We start from the raw sequence: 14836 nt of genomic DNA on the forward strand, positions 1-14836 counted from the left end.
GCAAGAAACCGGTAAAAAAGGCCCTAAAATAAAAAAGGGAGCTGGCGGGACCATATTAAATAATCAAGAAAAAAATTGCTGACAGCACCTGAGATGGCGATCGTGAGCAGGATCAGCAGCGCACGCGCTTGCATGACCTTCCCTTTTTTCATGGCTTTTTCGATATGAAGCGCCTGCAGCGCCCACCAGGTAACCGGAATGAACACGAGGTGAGACATAAGGCCAAGCAATGCCTGCTGATTAAAATCAAGCATAGGTTAAACAACTCCTATATGTAGCTATTTTTCGAAAAGAAGGCTTTTGCTTATCTTCTTTTTTAAGCAAAAAAAAGAAGAGGCTTTTACACCTCCTCTATTATATAAAATTCTGCGCGTGCGTTGATGTTTTTTTTGTGAAGATTCGTGGCAAATTTATGAAATGTTTTCGTTTAGTTGGTTCGAACTGTGTCCGTTCCATTTCGCTGCAGTCACTTGCTTTCCGCGGGGAGTGCCTGGAGCCTCCTCGCTGCGCTTGCGGGGTCTCCAGTGCCCTCTTCATCCCTTAGAAGAGCGGAAGCGCCCGTTTTGCTCCGGCAGTCAGATAAGAAATCACCCGAAAAGTCCGGGTTTGACTTTTTGGGGGATTTTGTTCTGACAGAGGAGTTGGGCGCTGCAGCTGGACAAGGAGTCAAGTGCCTTCCGCTGCATTCCACTATCTGCTTATAATTTCTCCGCACGTTAAAAACATTTCTAAATGTCCTTTATGAAATATTAGCATTCAGAAAATCAAAGGCCGCACCCGGGAAGATTCCGAGCAGGATGGTTGCAGCGACGCAGACGGCGGTGACGATGATGAGCGGCGCGCTCCATGTGAACGGCTCGTCGGTTTCTTTTTTCCGGAAGAAGACCTGTGTCAGGATTCCGAAGTAGTAGAAGTACGAGATGACGGTTGCGGCGATCATGATGCTTGCAAGGACGATTTGCGGCGTGCTGTTTGTGAATGCGTTCATGAAGATGGTGACTTTACCGATAAAGCCGGCTGTTCCGGGCAGTCCTGCGAGAGAGAGCAGGAAAATGGCGACAGCGATGCCTGCTGCCGGAGATCTGCGGTAAAGACCGGCAAAGGCCGAGATGTCTTCAGATCCCGTTTTGCGGGAGACAGCACCAACAATGGCGAAGATTCCGACGTTCATGATGACGTACGCGAGCAGGTAGAACCAGATGGCATCAAAGTAGAAGTAGCCTCCAAACGCGACGAAGCCGACAAGGACGTACCCCGCGTGGGCAATCGATGAGTAGGCGAGCATGCGCTTGATGTTTTTCTGCCTGAGGGCGACGGTGTTGCCGACAATCATGGTCACAGCGGCCAGGATGGCGATAAAACCCTGCAGCGACTGGAGAATCGACTGCATGCCGCCTTCGTCTGGAATGTTCCCGAAGACGGAAAGGCAGATTCTTAAAATGATGACGAAGCCTGCTGTTTTTGAGACGACGCTCAGGAATGCCGTAACGGGTGTCGGTGCGCCTTCATAAACGTCAGGTGCCCACATATGGAAAGGCACGGTTGCAATTTTGAAGGATAAGCCGACAAAGACGAGCAGAAATGAGATGGACGCTATGTAAACGTAGCCCGATTCCGTCAACCCGTTCAGCTGGGGAATCATTTCAGACAGGCTTGTCGTTCCTGTCAGTCCGTAGATATAGCTCATCCCAAACAGCGTAATCGCCGTTGAAATGCCGCCGTTAATGACGTATTTCATGGCCGATTCATTTGATTTTAAATCCCGCTTTCTGAGTCCGGTCAGTATATAGGAAGAAATAGACAAGAGTTCAAGTCCGGTGAACAGGGTGATTAAGTCTCTGCTTGAGGCCATCATCATCGCGCCGAGAAGAGCGGCAAGCAGCAGGTAATAAAATTCTCCCCGCTCTTTCATGCCCTCGCGCGGCTCATAGTCGATGGCGAGCAGAAAAATCAGCGCCCCGCCAAGGAGCAGGATAAATTTGAATGCCTTTGCGAAAGAGTCGAGGACAAAAGTGTCATAAAGAATGACGGCATCCTCTGCCCCGATCATGAGCGCCAGGCTGACAATCGCGCCGACAATTCCGGCAAGTCCAAGCCATCCGAGCCACCTGCGGCTGCTTCCCTCTTTCATGAAAAGGTCGGTAAGCGACAGGATGAGGGCAGTCCCGAGAATGATGAACTCCGGCATCATCGCGCCCCAGTTATAGCTGAGCAAAGTTTCCATATCCATGATTCATCACCCTCCTATCCCTTTCATGATTGTTTCAATCGTCAGCTGCAGCGGGACGGAAAGTCCATTTGGAAACACGCCAATCAGCACAATCAGCAGCAGCAGGATGGAAACCGGAACAACTTCATGCCATTTCAGGTCATACAGTTTCTCATTCTTCTCCGCTCCAAACGTGATGGAAAGCACCGCTCTCAGCAAATAGGCAGCTGTAAGGATAATCCCAATCGCTCCGATGGCACCAAGCTCCGGATGCTGATCAAAGACACCCATGAACGCGGTCAGCTCGCTGATGAAGCCTGACATCCCCGGCAGTCCGAGTGACGCCATGGCTCCTGCGAGCAGAAAGCCCGCTGCAAGCGGCATCGATTTTGCAAGGCCTGAGAGCTTGCCGAGCTCTGTTGTCCCGGTTCGTTCCAATAGAACACCAACGAGGAAAAACAGCAGCGCTGAAATCAGTCCGTGCGAGACGACCTGAAAAATCGCCCCTTGAATCCCCGCTTCATTTAATGCGCCAAGACCAATGAGCACAATGCCCATATGCGAAATACTTGAGTAAGCAAGGACCATTCTGAGTTCGTTTTGAATCAGCGCAAGGAATGCGCCGTAAAGCAGGTTCACAAGTCCGAGCACAATGACGATCGTGCCAAGCTTTGAAAACTCGGCAGGGAACAGCCCAAGTCCGAACTTGATCAAACCGTAAGCCCCAATTTTCAAAAGAATGCCTGAATGCAGCATGACAATCGGCGGCGGCGCCTGAACGTGCACCCTTAGCATCCAAGTGTGCAGCGGGAAAATCGGCAGCTTTACGCCAAATGCAATAAGCAAGGCAATCAGGAGACCGAGCTTGAAATCCTCCGACATCGCCCCGATCAGCTGAACATCCGGCGTCGTCATGAGCTGTGTGAGCAGCGCAAGATTTGTTGTCCCTGTTTTTGAAAAAAGAAGGATAATCACGATCAACAGGATGGCAGACCCAAACCCGTTATATAGAAGAAACTGATAGGCTGCCTTTTCCCGTGCAGCAAATCCCCACTTGCCGACGAGGAAGAACATCGGGATCAGCGTGATTTCGAAAAAGATGAAAAAAAGTACGAGATTCTGTGCCAGGAAAACGCCGAGCATTCCTGTTTCAAGAAGCAGAAGCAGCATGAAGTAGCCTTTCCAGTCTTTTTTTATCGAAACCGATGCGGCAGCAGCCAAAGCGGCAAGAATGGATGTTAAAAGCACCATGACAAGCGAGAATCCGTCCAGCGCAAGCTCGTAGTCGACCGTGAACACGCCGGGCTGCATCTCATGGTACTGGCCAAACGTGATCCAGCGGACCTTTTCAGAAAACCGCTCAAGCTCTTCCCCTGCAAGATACTGGGCAAACACAATGCCTGACAGCAGGACGGCTGGAAGAGTCGCGAGGAATCCAACCAGCTTCAGGGAGGATTCCTGATCGCGTTTCATAAATGAGAGTACGAGAATGCCGAGGACAGGCGAGAAAACAAGGGCTGTCAGCAAGATTGAAGTCATTATAAGTTCCCCCCTGTTACAGCATACAGCACAAGCAGCAGGGCAAGCCCGACAAACGCAACCGTTCCGTACATTTGCACCTGACCATTCTGCATTTTTGAACCGAGTGCCCCTGTAGAGCGGACGATCCCGGCCACTCCTTTTACAGCACCTTCTACAAGGAATTTCTCCAGGTACTTGCAGAGCATGCTGACCGTGTTCGTCAGCCAGACCACAGTGATACTGTAAAGCTCATCGATAAAGTATTTGTTTTTCAGAACCGAATGGATCATCGGCACGCGGGCTCTTGTTTTTTCCGGCGAAATGGAACCCTTATTGTACATGAGATAAGCAAGCAGAATGCCGAGCAGTGATACGGCAGTTGCAACAATCATGATCCATGCCGGACCTTCGATATGTCCGTGGCCGAGCTGAGGCGCGCCTTCTGTCAGCCAGTCTCCGAGGAACGTTCCGAACCAAGGCGTATTGACGTAACCTGAAAAAACGGCAAGTACAGCAAGCACACTCATCGGAATCAGCATGGAAGACGGTGATTCATGAACAGCAGCAAGCTCGGTTTTCGGACGTCCGGTAAAGACGAGGAAGAAGAGCCTGAACATGTAAAAGGCAGTAAAGAAAGCAGCGATGACCGCAAGCCAGAACAGCGCAGGATTTCCGTGCTCCCAGGCGGCAATGAGAATTTCATCTTTACTGAAGAAGCCTGAAAAGAGCGGAACACCGCTGATGGCTAGGGTACCAATCAAGAACAGCGGGCCGGTAAATTTGAGTTTTTTCCAAAGACCGCCCATCTCGTCAATGTTCTGAGTGTGGACTGCGTGGATGACGCTTCCGGCAGCAAGGAACAGCAGCGCTTTGAAAAAGGCGTGCGTCATCAGGTGAAAGACGCCGGCGACATAGCCTGCAGAACCGAGGGAAAGCATCATGTAGCCGAGCTGGCTTACAGTCGAATAGGCAAGCACCCGTTTGATGTCTTTTTGAACAAGCCCGATGCTTGCGGCAAAGATGGCGGTGAATGCACCAATCGTTGCGACAACGAGCAGCGCCGTTTCACTTGCGGCAAACAGCGGATACATGAGGGCGACAAGATATACCCCCGCTGCAACCATCGTCGCGGCGTGGATGAGCGCGGAAACCGGCGTCGGTCCCTCCATCGCATCAGGCAGCCACGAATGGAGCGGGAACTGGCCGGATTTCCCGATGGCCCCGATGAAAATCAGGATGCCGGTCAGGGTGATCATATCGAGTGAAAGCATACCATCTGCGACACTTGCAAAAATGCGGTCATATTCAAAGCTTCCAACCTGCCAGAACAGGAGGAGCATCCCGACAAACAGGCCAACATCGCCGATCCTTGTCATTATGAACGCTTTTTTTGCGGCGGCCTTCGCTTCTTCTTTGTAAAAGTAGAATCCAATTAAAAGGAAGGATCCGACGCCGACAAGCTCCCAGAAAATATAGAGCTGCAGCAGATTGGTTGTCATGACGAGCCCGAGCATGCTGAAGGTGAATAGGCCGAGATAGGCATAAAACACATGCAAGCGGGGATCTCCGTGCATGTATCCTTTTGAATAAATATGTACTGCTAAGCTGACAAGCGTGACAATGACAAGCATCAGCGCATTGAGCGGTGTAATCTCAAAGCCTGCTGTAAGCTCCATGCTTCCGATAGTGAGCCACACAGCTTCTGCTTTATAGGTACTTTGTGCAAACCGGTCTGCGAGCACTGCAAGAGCACCGGCGAATGAGAGCGTCATCAGGATGCCTCCCACATAGACGCTTCCTTCTTTCAGCCGTTTCCCGAACAGGAGCAGCACGAGAAAGGAGACAAGCGGAAACAGCGGGATGATCCAGGCGTATGGCATCATTGTATTCAATCCCCTTCTTGTTAGAGGTGTTAATGCTTCATAGATTCATAGTCATCAATATTGACAGATCTCCGGTTGCGGTAAAGGGCAAACAAGATGGCAAGTCCAACGGCTGCCTCCGCTGCAGCAATCGTGATCGTAAAAAGCGAGAACACCTGGCCGGTAATGGACGGAATCACTCCGTACTTGCTGAAGGCAACCAGATTGATATTGGCCGCATTCAGCATCAGCTCAATCGAGATCAAAACGATCACCGTGTTCCGCTTCGTCAGGGCCCCGTACAGTCCGATGCAAAAGAGAATCAGAGCGAGCACAAGAAAGGCCGATAAAGGAATCGAGCTCATTTTTCGTCCTCCTCTTTTTCATCTTTTCTCGCTAGGATAATGGCCCCGATTAACGCCACAAGCAGGAGAACAGACGTCAGTTCAAACGGAATGACAAAGTGGGAATAAAGCGAGATTCCAATTTGCTCCGTATTTTTCACATGCAAATCTGCCTGCTCTTCCCCGAGCTGCAAATCATAGATTCCGAGATACATCACGAGGGCAAACGCCGCAATCCCAAGAAACACGATGAGCTTTTTGCCTATGCCGGCAGACGGCTCATCCTCATCCTGGTGGCGCGTGAGCATGATCCCAAACAGCATGATGATCGTAATCGCACCCGAGTAAATCAGAATCTGGACCGCAGCCACAAACTCCGCCGAAAGGAGAACGTACAGACCGGCGATACTCACAAATGTGAACACAAGGGATACAACCATATGAACCACTTTCGTCACATTCAGCATGAGAATGCCGCCGCCGATGGCCACCATGGCGAGTGCGACAAAGGCAACAAACTCTCCGGTTATACTCACACCTTATTCTCCTCCCTGATGTTTTCATCATTTTCATCGAGCCACTCCAGATTCTTAAACAGCTGATCGCGGCTGTACTCGGCAAGTTCAAAATTGTTCGTCATCACAATCGCTTCTGTCGGACATACCTCCGTGCAAAGATCGCAGAGGATGCAAATTTCAAAATTGATATCGTACGTGTCGATGATCTTCCCTTTTTTCGCCGGATCCGGATGCTTCTTGCCAGTTAGCTCAATGCAGTCAGTAGGGCAAATAGCCGCACACTGATTGCACACAATGCACTTTTCCGGATAAAACTTCTGAATGCCCCGGAACCGGTCAGGCAGCGCCAGCGCTTCATTGGGGTAATCGTACGTCACTTTCTTCTTCGTCAGGCTGTTCAGGGTATACGTCAAACCTTTTGCTAAACCTCGCATGTTATCACCCCTTGTTTGTGTTTTGCGTTATTCATCTGCTACTTAAAGAAAATCTCCTTAACAATCGCTGTGATAAAGATGTTTGCGAGTGCGACCGGCAGGAGCACTTTCCAGCCGAATTCCATGAGCTGGTCGGCGCGGATCCTCGGGAAGGTGACGCGGAACCAGATGAGGATGAAAATCACGACGCTGAATTTCAGTCCGAACCAGATGGCGCCCGGGATGAAGTCAAGGAAGGCAACAGGCTGCCAGCCGCCGAGGAAGAGCACGGTCGTCAGCGATGCCATGGCGAAAAAGTATACGTATTCCGATAGCATGAAGAACGCCCAGCGGAAGCCGGAATATTCGACATGGTAGCCGGCGACAAGTTCTGATTCCGCTTCAGGCAAGTCAAACGGCGTCCGGTTCAGCTCTGCGACAGATGCGATCAAAAAAATCAAAAAGCCAATCGGCTGCAGGAAAATAAACCAGACATTTTCCTGTGCATCGACGATTGTGTTCAAGTTCAGACTTCCGGATAAAAGCACGACCCCGATGACTGACATAACAAGCGGGATTTCGTAGGAAATCATCTGGGCAGCAGCCCGCATGCCTCCGAGCAGCGAGTATTTGTTGTTCGATGCCCAGCCGCCGGTGACAATGCCGATTGTCGTCAGTCCGGAAATGGCGATGTAAAATAGCAGACCCACTCCAAGATCCGCAAATTGAAAGGAATCTGTAAAGGGAATCGTTGACAGCACAATAAAGGCAGGGGCAAAGGCAATGACAGGTGCGAGAATAAACAGCGGTTTATCCGCAAGCTTCGGAATCGTGTCCTCTTTTATCAAAAGCTTCAGAACATCAGCCACTGTCTGCAGGAGGCCCCACCTGCCGCCTACCTGATTCGGCCCGATCCTGCCCTGCATGAAGCCCATGACTTTTCGTTCAGCAAGGATGCCGTAGGTGACAAATCCAAGGACGACAAACAGGAAGGCTGTTGCGAGTCCGAAAAAAATGGCGAAATTGCCGAGGCCGGGGGACGATTGCAGCAGATCCTGCACCATCAGCCGTCCACCTCCCCGAGAACAATGTCAATGGCGCCGAGAATGGTAATGAGGTTCGCCATGTTTTCTCCCTGTAGCAGCTTTGGCAGGATTTGCAGATTGTAAAAAGACGGCCGTCTGAATTTCAGGCGGTACGGCTCTTTTTTCCCATCACTGGCAATGTAGCAGCCAATCTCGCCGCGCGGGGATTCAATCCGTACATACGCCTCTCCCTTTGGAGCCTTAATGATTTTCGGCACCTTAGCCATGATCGGCCCGTCACCAGGAAACTGTTCAACCGCCTGCTCCAGTATTTTCAGAGACTCCTCGATTTCAGCCATACGGCATTCATAGCGGGCAAAAGCGTCGCCTTTTGTCCGGACCGGAACGTCAAAATCAAAACGGTCGTAGATGGAATACGGCTCATCTTTTCGAAGGTCCCATTTCACACCGGTGCAGCGGAGGTTAGCGCCGCTCAGGGAATACTCAAGAGCTTCTTCTTTTGTATAAATGCCGACCCCTTTTACACGGTTTAGGAAAATTTCGTTCCCTGACACGAGATCGTGATAACCTTTCAGCTGCTCTCTCATGTAAGGGATGAACTCGGCGACTTTCTCGATCCAGCCCTCCGGTGCATCCCACTTCACTCCGCCTACACGCATGTAGTTGAACGTCAGTCTCGCGCCCGACAGTTCTGTCAGCAGATTAATGATCATTTCCCGCTCGCGGAAAGCATATAAAAACGGGCTTACCGCCCCAATATCAAGCAAATACGTTCCCCACCAGACAAGGTGGCTCGCGACCCGGCCAAGCTCCATCGCAATGACGCGCAAATAATCCGCGCGTTCCGGAACTTGAATGCCAGCCATCGTCTCCACTGCATGGCAGATCACATAGTTGTTGGTCATCGCGGACAGGTAATCCATGCGGTCTGTATAGGGAATGATCTGCGTGTACTGCAGATTCTCCGCGAGTTTTTCCGTGCCTCTATGTAAATAGCCGATCACCGGTGTAGCCTCTTTAATGATTTCTCCGTCAATTTTTATGACCAGCCTGAATACGCCGTGCGTACTCGGATGCTGCGGGCCGACATTCAGGAGCATTTCTTCTGTCCGGATCAAAAGCTACACCTCCACATCATAAGGTTCATAATCTTTTCTGAGCGGATGCCCGACCCAGTCATCCGGCATCATGATTCTCGTTAAATTCGGATGGTCAGTGAAGCGGATGCCGAGCAAGTCGTAGGCCTCGCGCTCAGGCCAGTCCGCGCCTTTCCAAAGAGGCACAAGCGACTGGATTTCAGGCTGGTCCCGGTCAAGCTTCACTTTCAGCACAACGGTGTGCCTGTGTATATAGGAAAAGAGGTACGCGTAGATTTCCATATGGGTCTGAAAGTCGGTGCCATGCAGTTCGGACACATAATCAAACTGTAAGTCTTCCTGTTCTTTCAGCAGTTTTGCTATCGTAAAATAGGATTCTTTCTTTGCAGTAAGGGTAGGAACATCTTTCGACAGCCTATTGATTCCTGACTCTTCCAGAACATCCCGGCCGAGATGCGTTTCAATGATGCTGATGTATTTCTGCAGGATCGGTTCATTCGGTGAGGGTTCTTCTTGCTGCGGTTCTTCTTCCTGGACAGAAAGCTTCTTTGCTTTAGCAGCAGCGGCAGCCTTTGCCTTGGCAGCTGCAATCGCTTTTGCCTTTTCTTTCGCCAGGTCGTCTTCTGACATATTTTCACGGGATGCCTTTGCTTTGGCGGCGGCAGCGGCTTTCGCTTTGGCGGCTGCGACTGCTTTTTGCTTTGCTAATGCGAGGTCATCTCCTGTGGATTCGCTTTCTCCAGCTTCCTTGGCTTTCTGCTTGGCAAGTGCAGCGGCTTTTGCTTTGGCTGCTGCGACTGCCTTTTGCTTTGCTAATGCAAGGTCATCTCCTGATGATTCGCTTTCCCCAGCTTCTTTCGCTTTCTGCTTGGCGAGTGCGGCGGCTTTCGCCTTTGCTGCGGCAACAGCTTTTTGCTTTGCTAATGCGAGGTCGTCTCCTGATGATTCGCTTTCCCCCGCTTCTTTCGCTTTCTGCTTGGCAAGTGCAGCGGCTTTTGCTTTGGCGGCTGCGACAGCCTTTTGCTTTGCTAATGCAAGGTCATCTCCTGATGATTCGCTTTCTCCCGCTTCTTTCGCTTTTTGCTTCGCGATGGCTTCGGCTTTTGCTTTGGCGGCTGCAACAGCTTTTTGCTTCGCTAATGCGAGGTCGTCTCCTGATAATTCGCTTCCTCCGGATTCTTTCGCTTTCTGCTTAGCCAGTGCGGCTGCTTTTGCTTTGGCGGCTGCGGCGGCCTTTTGTTTGGCTAGAGAGTCTTCGCTTGCGGGTGCGTTTCCGGCCTGCTTTTCAGCAAGCTTTTTCAGGGCATCCTCCTTTGCCTTTTGAGCGGCTTCTCTCTTTAGCTGCTGGAGGTCCTTTTCATCGCTCATGGATTATCTCACTCCCTGTTTTTGCCTCATAACGGATCTTTTCTTTCAGCTTGTTGATTCCGTAGATGAGGGCGGCAGGATTAGGCGGACAGCCCGGGATATAGACGTCAACCGGCACAATCTGGTCGACTCCTTTTACGACGGCGTAGGATTTGATGTACGGTCCGCCTGCCGTTGCACATGAACCCATGGCAATGACCCATTTCGGTTCAGGCATTTGGTCGTACAAACGCTTTAAGACCGGGGCCATTTTTTTCGTAACGGTCCCTGACACGATCATGACATCCGATTGCCGGGGCGACGTTCTGAAAAACGAGCCAAAACGGTCAAGGTCATAGTGTGATGAGCCGACACCCATCATTTCGATGGCACAGCATGCAAGGCCGAATGTCAGCGGCCAGAGTGAATTGCTTCTCGCCCAGCCCTTTAAATCCTCAAGTGTAGTCAAAAAGACGCTGCGCTTGAGTTCTTCCAATTCATCCTGAGGGATATTCGTTAGCTTTAAGTCCATTTCAGCACCTTCTTCTTCCATGCGTAGACTAGCCCGATCACGAGCATGATGACAAAAATAAGCATTTCAATCAGAGCAAAAACACCAAGCTTCTCATACGCGACAGCCCACGGATATAAAAACACCGTTTCTACGTCAAAAATGACAAACATCAAACCAAACATATAGTACCGGACATTAAATTGAACGCGTGAATCGTGAAATGGATCAATCCCGCTCTCGTAAGTCGTGGCTTTCGCCTCACTCGGCTTGTGCGGCCTCAAGATCCGGCCGATTCCAAGCGCCACGACCGGCAGCAAGATACCAAGCAGCAGGAAAACAACAACAATTAAGTAGTTATTCAAATAGACGTTGAGTGATTCCATCCCTTTCCCCCGTTATGTGAAAGTTGGTAAAACTTTTATAATATTCAAAATGTAACCGCTAACATTATAACACTGATGCCCAAAAAGTGTCGATAAGGGATATTTTCACAAGAACATATCCAGATTCATCCTCTTTTGTAGCATTTCTGTAAGCAGCTCATTTATGGCCTTCAGGATGTTATACTAGCTCATGAATAAAAAACGCGAGGTGACAGAATGCCAGAATCATATCAGCATGACTTTGAAACGGATTACGGCAAGAATCTGCCTGTGTTTGAATCAGAAGAAGCGGCTAAAATCTATTTTTATGAACAGCGGAAAGAGAACTTGTCTCTTTTAGAAGATATATATGCAGAACTTGGCTTACCATTAACCTTTTCTCCAAAAAGTTTGATTGAACTTGAAGAAGTGTACTTTGATTTTTTCAAAGAAAATAAATTCCGTGATTTTCAACTAACGGTTGCCGATCTTGAGGAATGCATGAGCATTTACTTTGGTGAGGTGGCAGTGATACATCTTGATCATGCTGCATGGGCTGTGAAAGAATACTCGTTCACAGAGAATGCGTATGTGTCAGGAATCCAGTGCGGTCGCACAGTCACGTACTTTTCAAATCTGTTTGAGAATCATTTTTTGTCTGCAAAAGATGCGTCTGAGCAGAAAATTTATGAGATGTATCAAAAATATGAGCAAAAAAGCAAAAAGCTGGGACCAAACTGAGTGTTTGGTTCTTTTTTTGTGCTTCGGATTGTAAGAGGCGGCTTTTGGATCGTTGGAATGCTAATTTGGATTGTTAGAGCAAGAGTTTGGATTGTTAGAATGCCGATTTGGATTGGTAGAGCACCAATCAGGAACAAATCCGGCCGGAATAACGATTTCCGGCCGGATTCTTTTAAAATTCGACGGCCACTCTGCGCTTTTCTGCATTAGATTTGATCGCCGCTTCATTGACTGCGGTCAGGAACAGGGCATCCTCGTTCGTAATGAATGGCGCAGCTTCAGACAGAATCGCATCAGCCCATTGCTCCATCGGAATCGGCAATTCTTCAGGCAGATTTTCCACAATGCGGACACCTTCTGCATTCCGAAGCTCGATTTTCCCGTCCTGAATCAGGAGACATCCTTCTGTTCCGTACAGTTCCAGGGAAAACGGACTGCCGAATGAAACAAATGATGTTTCAAGGACGGCTGTGGCACCGTTCTCATACGTGACAAGCACCGAGGCCTGATCCTCCACATCTTTGCCGTATACATAATCAAAATGCGAGGAAACTTCTTTCGGTTTTCCTGCAAGACGGTTCATTAAATAAATCGGATGGGCACCAAGGTCGATCAGCGCACCGCCGCCGCATTGCTCGGCGTTGTAAAAATGTGCAGGCAGCCAGCCCTGCGGATTTTCTGCTGTTGGAACCGATCCGTTATGCGCTACACGGCATCTCGCGTTTTTCACTTCTCCGAGCAGGCCTTCTTTTACAGCTTTTTCTGCATAAAGGTAATAGTCCGTGCTCAGTCTTGGCATGGAGACAACCAGAGAAACTCCCGCTTTCTCGACCGCCTTAAAGATCTCATTGCAGTCTGCAGCTGTTAAAGCCAGCACTTTTTCCGTGAAAATGTGCTTACCGTGTTCTGCTGCCTTCACAATGACTTCCTTGTGCATATTTGTCGGAGTGTCCACCACGACTCCCTTAATTTCCGGGTTCCCGAGCACTGCCTCGAGGCTCGCCTCAAACGGCACTCCAAGCTCATTTGCCCACTTCTCTCCGCGCTCTTTGTCTTCATCCCAGACCATCGCAATTTCCACTTTCGAACTGTTATGTATATCCCGTGCATAATCAACGGCATGCACGTGCCACTTGCTCAGCATCGCTGCTTTTATCATATCTGTCCCCTCCTTGACGTTGTCCCTATACTATTTCCGTTTCGCACCGCTGATTTCCTTTTCTTCTTTTGGATAAAATGAAAAGAAAAGCGCACAAAAAGGTTTCCCGTCTGGATATAAGAGGGAATATCCCTGTATGACTTCTAGGAGGAAAATGAATGAAACTGCATAATGGTTCACTTTATTGGCCAAAAACAATCAGCAGCACACAAAAATATCCCGAACTCCGCGAATCCATTACATGCGATGTTCTCATTGTCGGCGGGGGGATGTCCGGCGCCTTGTGCGCCCACACTCTTTCAGCCTATAATCTGAAAACCGTGCTCGTTGAAAAAAGAATTGTCGGAAGCGGAAGTTCGTCTGCCAACACCGGCCTGCTTCAATTTTCAAATGACAAAATGCTGCATGAATTTATAAAGGAAATCGGCAAGGATCAGGCCGTGCGTTTTTATAAGATGTGCTTAAAAGCGGTGGACGAGCTTGAAAAAACGGCTAAGAGCCTGTCTAAACCGGTCGAATTTAACAGACGTAAAAGTCTGTATTATGCGAGCGACTCCGGAGATGTGTCCAAGCTGAAAAAAGAGTTCAAGGCGCTTTCCAAGCATGGTTTTCCAGTCTCTTTTTTAGAAGAAGATGAAATTGAAGAACGATTTGGTTTTAAAAAGCCTGCGGCGCTTCTGACTGACGGGGATGCAGAGGTAAATCCATACAAATTTGCTCAGACACTGCTCGAAGATGCCCATAACCGCGGCATGCAAATTTATGAGAACACGGCTGTTGAAGAGGGTGACCGCGAGGAAGAGTATGTCATAATGCACACGCCGCACGGAACCATCCGGGCAAAGAATGTCATTTACTCCACCGGATATGAAACCATACCATTCGCCAAAAAGCTGGGTGCGGATGTAAACAGAACATATGCGATTGCCACCACTCCTGTTGCATCGTTAGAAAAGTGGGAGGATAAAAGCTTAATCTGGGAGACGAAACGGCCCTACTTTTATATGAGGACAACGGTCGACGGAAGAATCGTTGCCGGCGGACTTGATGAAGATAAAATGGAAGCCCCGAGCAATGAAGACATTATCCGCGAGCGCGGCCAGCGTCTGCTGGATAAAATCAAAGAGCATTATCCTTCTTATGACATGGAGGTCGACTCCGCCTGGGGAGCAAGCTTCGGCGAATCAGACGATGGACTTCCCTTCATCGGACAGCATCCGAAAAAAGACAATATCTACTATTGTCTTGGGTTTGGAGGCAACGGCACCGTCTATTCGATGCTTGGAGCAGAAATCATAAAAGATCTGATTCTATATCAATCCCATCCGGATGCTGACATTGTCCGGCTGGACAGATAGGGAAAGCTGCGGCTTTTCCTTTTTTGTTTTTCTGCAGCAAAAAACCGGCACAAGGCCGGCTTTTCCATCATTTTTGCTTTTCATCATAATATTGAACGGGATACATGGAGCCTTCTGAGACCATTGTGTTGTCATCGATGTCTTCCGGATCCGGATGTCCCGCTTTTTCAACAGGGAATGAATCTGTGTTTTTGCGCGAGAAATAAGGAATTTTGTTTTTCGTGCTTTGTACAAATTCCGTTACCTTTTCACGGTTCGCTTTGTCCTTTAATAGGTAGGATGTGACGCCTACTCCGACTGTCGAGATGGCAATGCCTGAAATTAACGCTTTTTGTCTCATGCTTG

General features: G+C 49.3%; 16 protein-coding genes. 2 read left to right on the forward strand and 14 right to left on the reverse strand.

What is annotated here, in order from left to right:
• Positions 1-23: 23 nt before the first annotated feature.
• The 12 genes from JOJ89_RS19800 to JOJ89_RS19855 form a co-directional block, all read right to left on the reverse strand.
• Complete coding sequence (locus tag JOJ89_RS19800; RefSeq protein ID WP_029284972.1) at positions 24-254, reverse strand: DUF1146 family protein; 231 nt, start codon at positions 252-254, stop codon at positions 24-26.
• A gap of 485 nt (positions 255-739) precedes the next feature.
• On the reverse strand, positions 740-2230 hold the full coding sequence (nuoN, locus tag JOJ89_RS19805; protein WP_203289142.1) for an NADH-quinone oxidoreductase subunit NuoN: 1491 nt from the start codon (positions 2228-2230) through the stop codon (positions 740-742).
• 6 nt (positions 2231-2236) lie between these two features.
• Positions 2237-3748, reverse strand: coding sequence for an NADH-quinone oxidoreductase subunit M (locus JOJ89_RS19810; protein ID WP_203289143.1), 1512 nt, complete (start codon positions 3746-3748; stop codon positions 2237-2239).
• Positions 3748-5613 (reverse strand): NADH-quinone oxidoreductase subunit L, encoded by a 1866-nt coding sequence (nuoL, locus tag JOJ89_RS19815; protein WP_203289144.1) that lies wholly within the window; start codon positions 5611-5613, stop codon positions 3748-3750. The genes JOJ89_RS19810 and nuoL overlap by 1 nt, the downstream gene beginning before the upstream one ends.
• Before the next feature lie 29 nt (positions 5614-5642).
• On the reverse strand, positions 5643-5957 hold the full coding sequence (nuoK, locus tag JOJ89_RS19820) for an NADH-quinone oxidoreductase subunit NuoK (protein ID WP_029283405.1): 315 nt from the start codon (positions 5955-5957) through the stop codon (positions 5643-5645).
• The gene (locus JOJ89_RS19825; protein WP_203290395.1) at positions 5954-6466 is read right to left on the reverse strand and encodes an NADH-quinone oxidoreductase subunit J; all 513 of its coding nucleotides are present in this window, start codon (positions 6464-6466) and stop codon (positions 5954-5956) included. The genes nuoK and JOJ89_RS19825 overlap by 4 nt, the downstream gene beginning before the upstream one ends.
• Positions 6467-6468: 2 nt before the next feature.
• Entirely contained in the window at positions 6469-6888 is a 420-nt protein-coding gene (nuoI, locus tag JOJ89_RS19830; RefSeq protein ID WP_029283402.1) for an NADH-quinone oxidoreductase subunit NuoI, read from the reverse strand.
• Between the two features lie 38 nt (positions 6889-6926).
• Positions 6927-7931: an NADH-quinone oxidoreductase subunit NuoH gene (nuoH, locus tag JOJ89_RS19835; RefSeq protein ID WP_029566620.1), complete on the reverse strand. Its 1005-nt coding sequence runs from the start codon at positions 7929-7931 to the stop codon at positions 6927-6929.
• Entirely contained in the window at positions 7931-9031 is a 1101-nt protein-coding gene (locus JOJ89_RS19840) for an NADH-quinone oxidoreductase subunit D (protein WP_029283398.1), read from the reverse strand. Before JOJ89_RS19840 ends, nuoH begins: the two co-directional genes overlap by 1 nt.
• A 3-nt stretch (positions 9032-9034) precedes the next feature.
• Entirely contained in the window at positions 9035-10378 is a 1344-nt protein-coding gene (locus JOJ89_RS19845) for an NADH-quinone oxidoreductase subunit C (protein WP_203289145.1), read from the reverse strand.
• Positions 10368-10889 (reverse strand): NuoB/complex I 20 kDa subunit family protein, encoded by a 522-nt coding sequence (locus tag JOJ89_RS19850; RefSeq protein WP_029566618.1) that lies wholly within the window; start codon positions 10887-10889, stop codon positions 10368-10370. Before JOJ89_RS19850 ends, JOJ89_RS19845 begins: the two co-directional genes overlap by 11 nt.
• Positions 10880-11254: an NADH-quinone oxidoreductase subunit A gene (locus JOJ89_RS19855; protein WP_029283392.1), complete on the reverse strand. Its 375-nt coding sequence runs from the start codon at positions 11252-11254 to the stop codon at positions 10880-10882. Before JOJ89_RS19855 ends, JOJ89_RS19850 begins: the two co-directional genes overlap by 10 nt.
• A 216-nt stretch (positions 11255-11470) precedes the next feature.
• Here JOJ89_RS19855 and JOJ89_RS19860 point away from each other — a divergent pair, with 216 nt between their 5' ends.
• Complete coding sequence (locus tag JOJ89_RS19860) at positions 11471-11974, forward strand: hypothetical protein (protein ID WP_203289146.1); 504 nt, start codon at positions 11471-11473, stop codon at positions 11972-11974.
• A 172-nt stretch (positions 11975-12146) separates the two neighbouring features.
• Here the strand turns inward: JOJ89_RS19860 and JOJ89_RS19865 are convergent, their stop codons facing one another.
• Complete coding sequence (locus JOJ89_RS19865) at positions 12147-13133, reverse strand: Gfo/Idh/MocA family protein (protein ID WP_203289147.1); 987 nt, start codon at positions 13131-13133, stop codon at positions 12147-12149.
• Positions 13134-13291: 158 nt separating this feature from the next.
• Between JOJ89_RS19865 and JOJ89_RS19870 the strand changes: the two genes are divergently transcribed.
• The gene (locus JOJ89_RS19870) at positions 13292-14491 is read left to right on the forward strand and encodes an NAD(P)/FAD-dependent oxidoreductase (protein WP_203289148.1); all 1200 of its coding nucleotides are present in this window, start codon (positions 13292-13294) and stop codon (positions 14489-14491) included.
• Between the two features lie 67 nt (positions 14492-14558).
• On the opposite strand, the gene JOJ89_RS19875 is transcribed toward JOJ89_RS19870, so the two are convergent.
• The gene (locus JOJ89_RS19875) at positions 14559-14831 is read right to left on the reverse strand and encodes a hypothetical protein (RefSeq protein ID WP_029566613.1); all 273 of its coding nucleotides are present in this window, start codon (positions 14829-14831) and stop codon (positions 14559-14561) included.
• Positions 14832-14836 lie beyond the last annotated feature (5 nt).

This window comes from Metabacillus sp. cB07 (assembly GCF_016839225.1).
GTDB classification, from domain to species: domain Bacteria; phylum Bacillota; class Bacilli; order Bacillales; family Bacillaceae; genus Bacillus_P; species Bacillus_P indicus.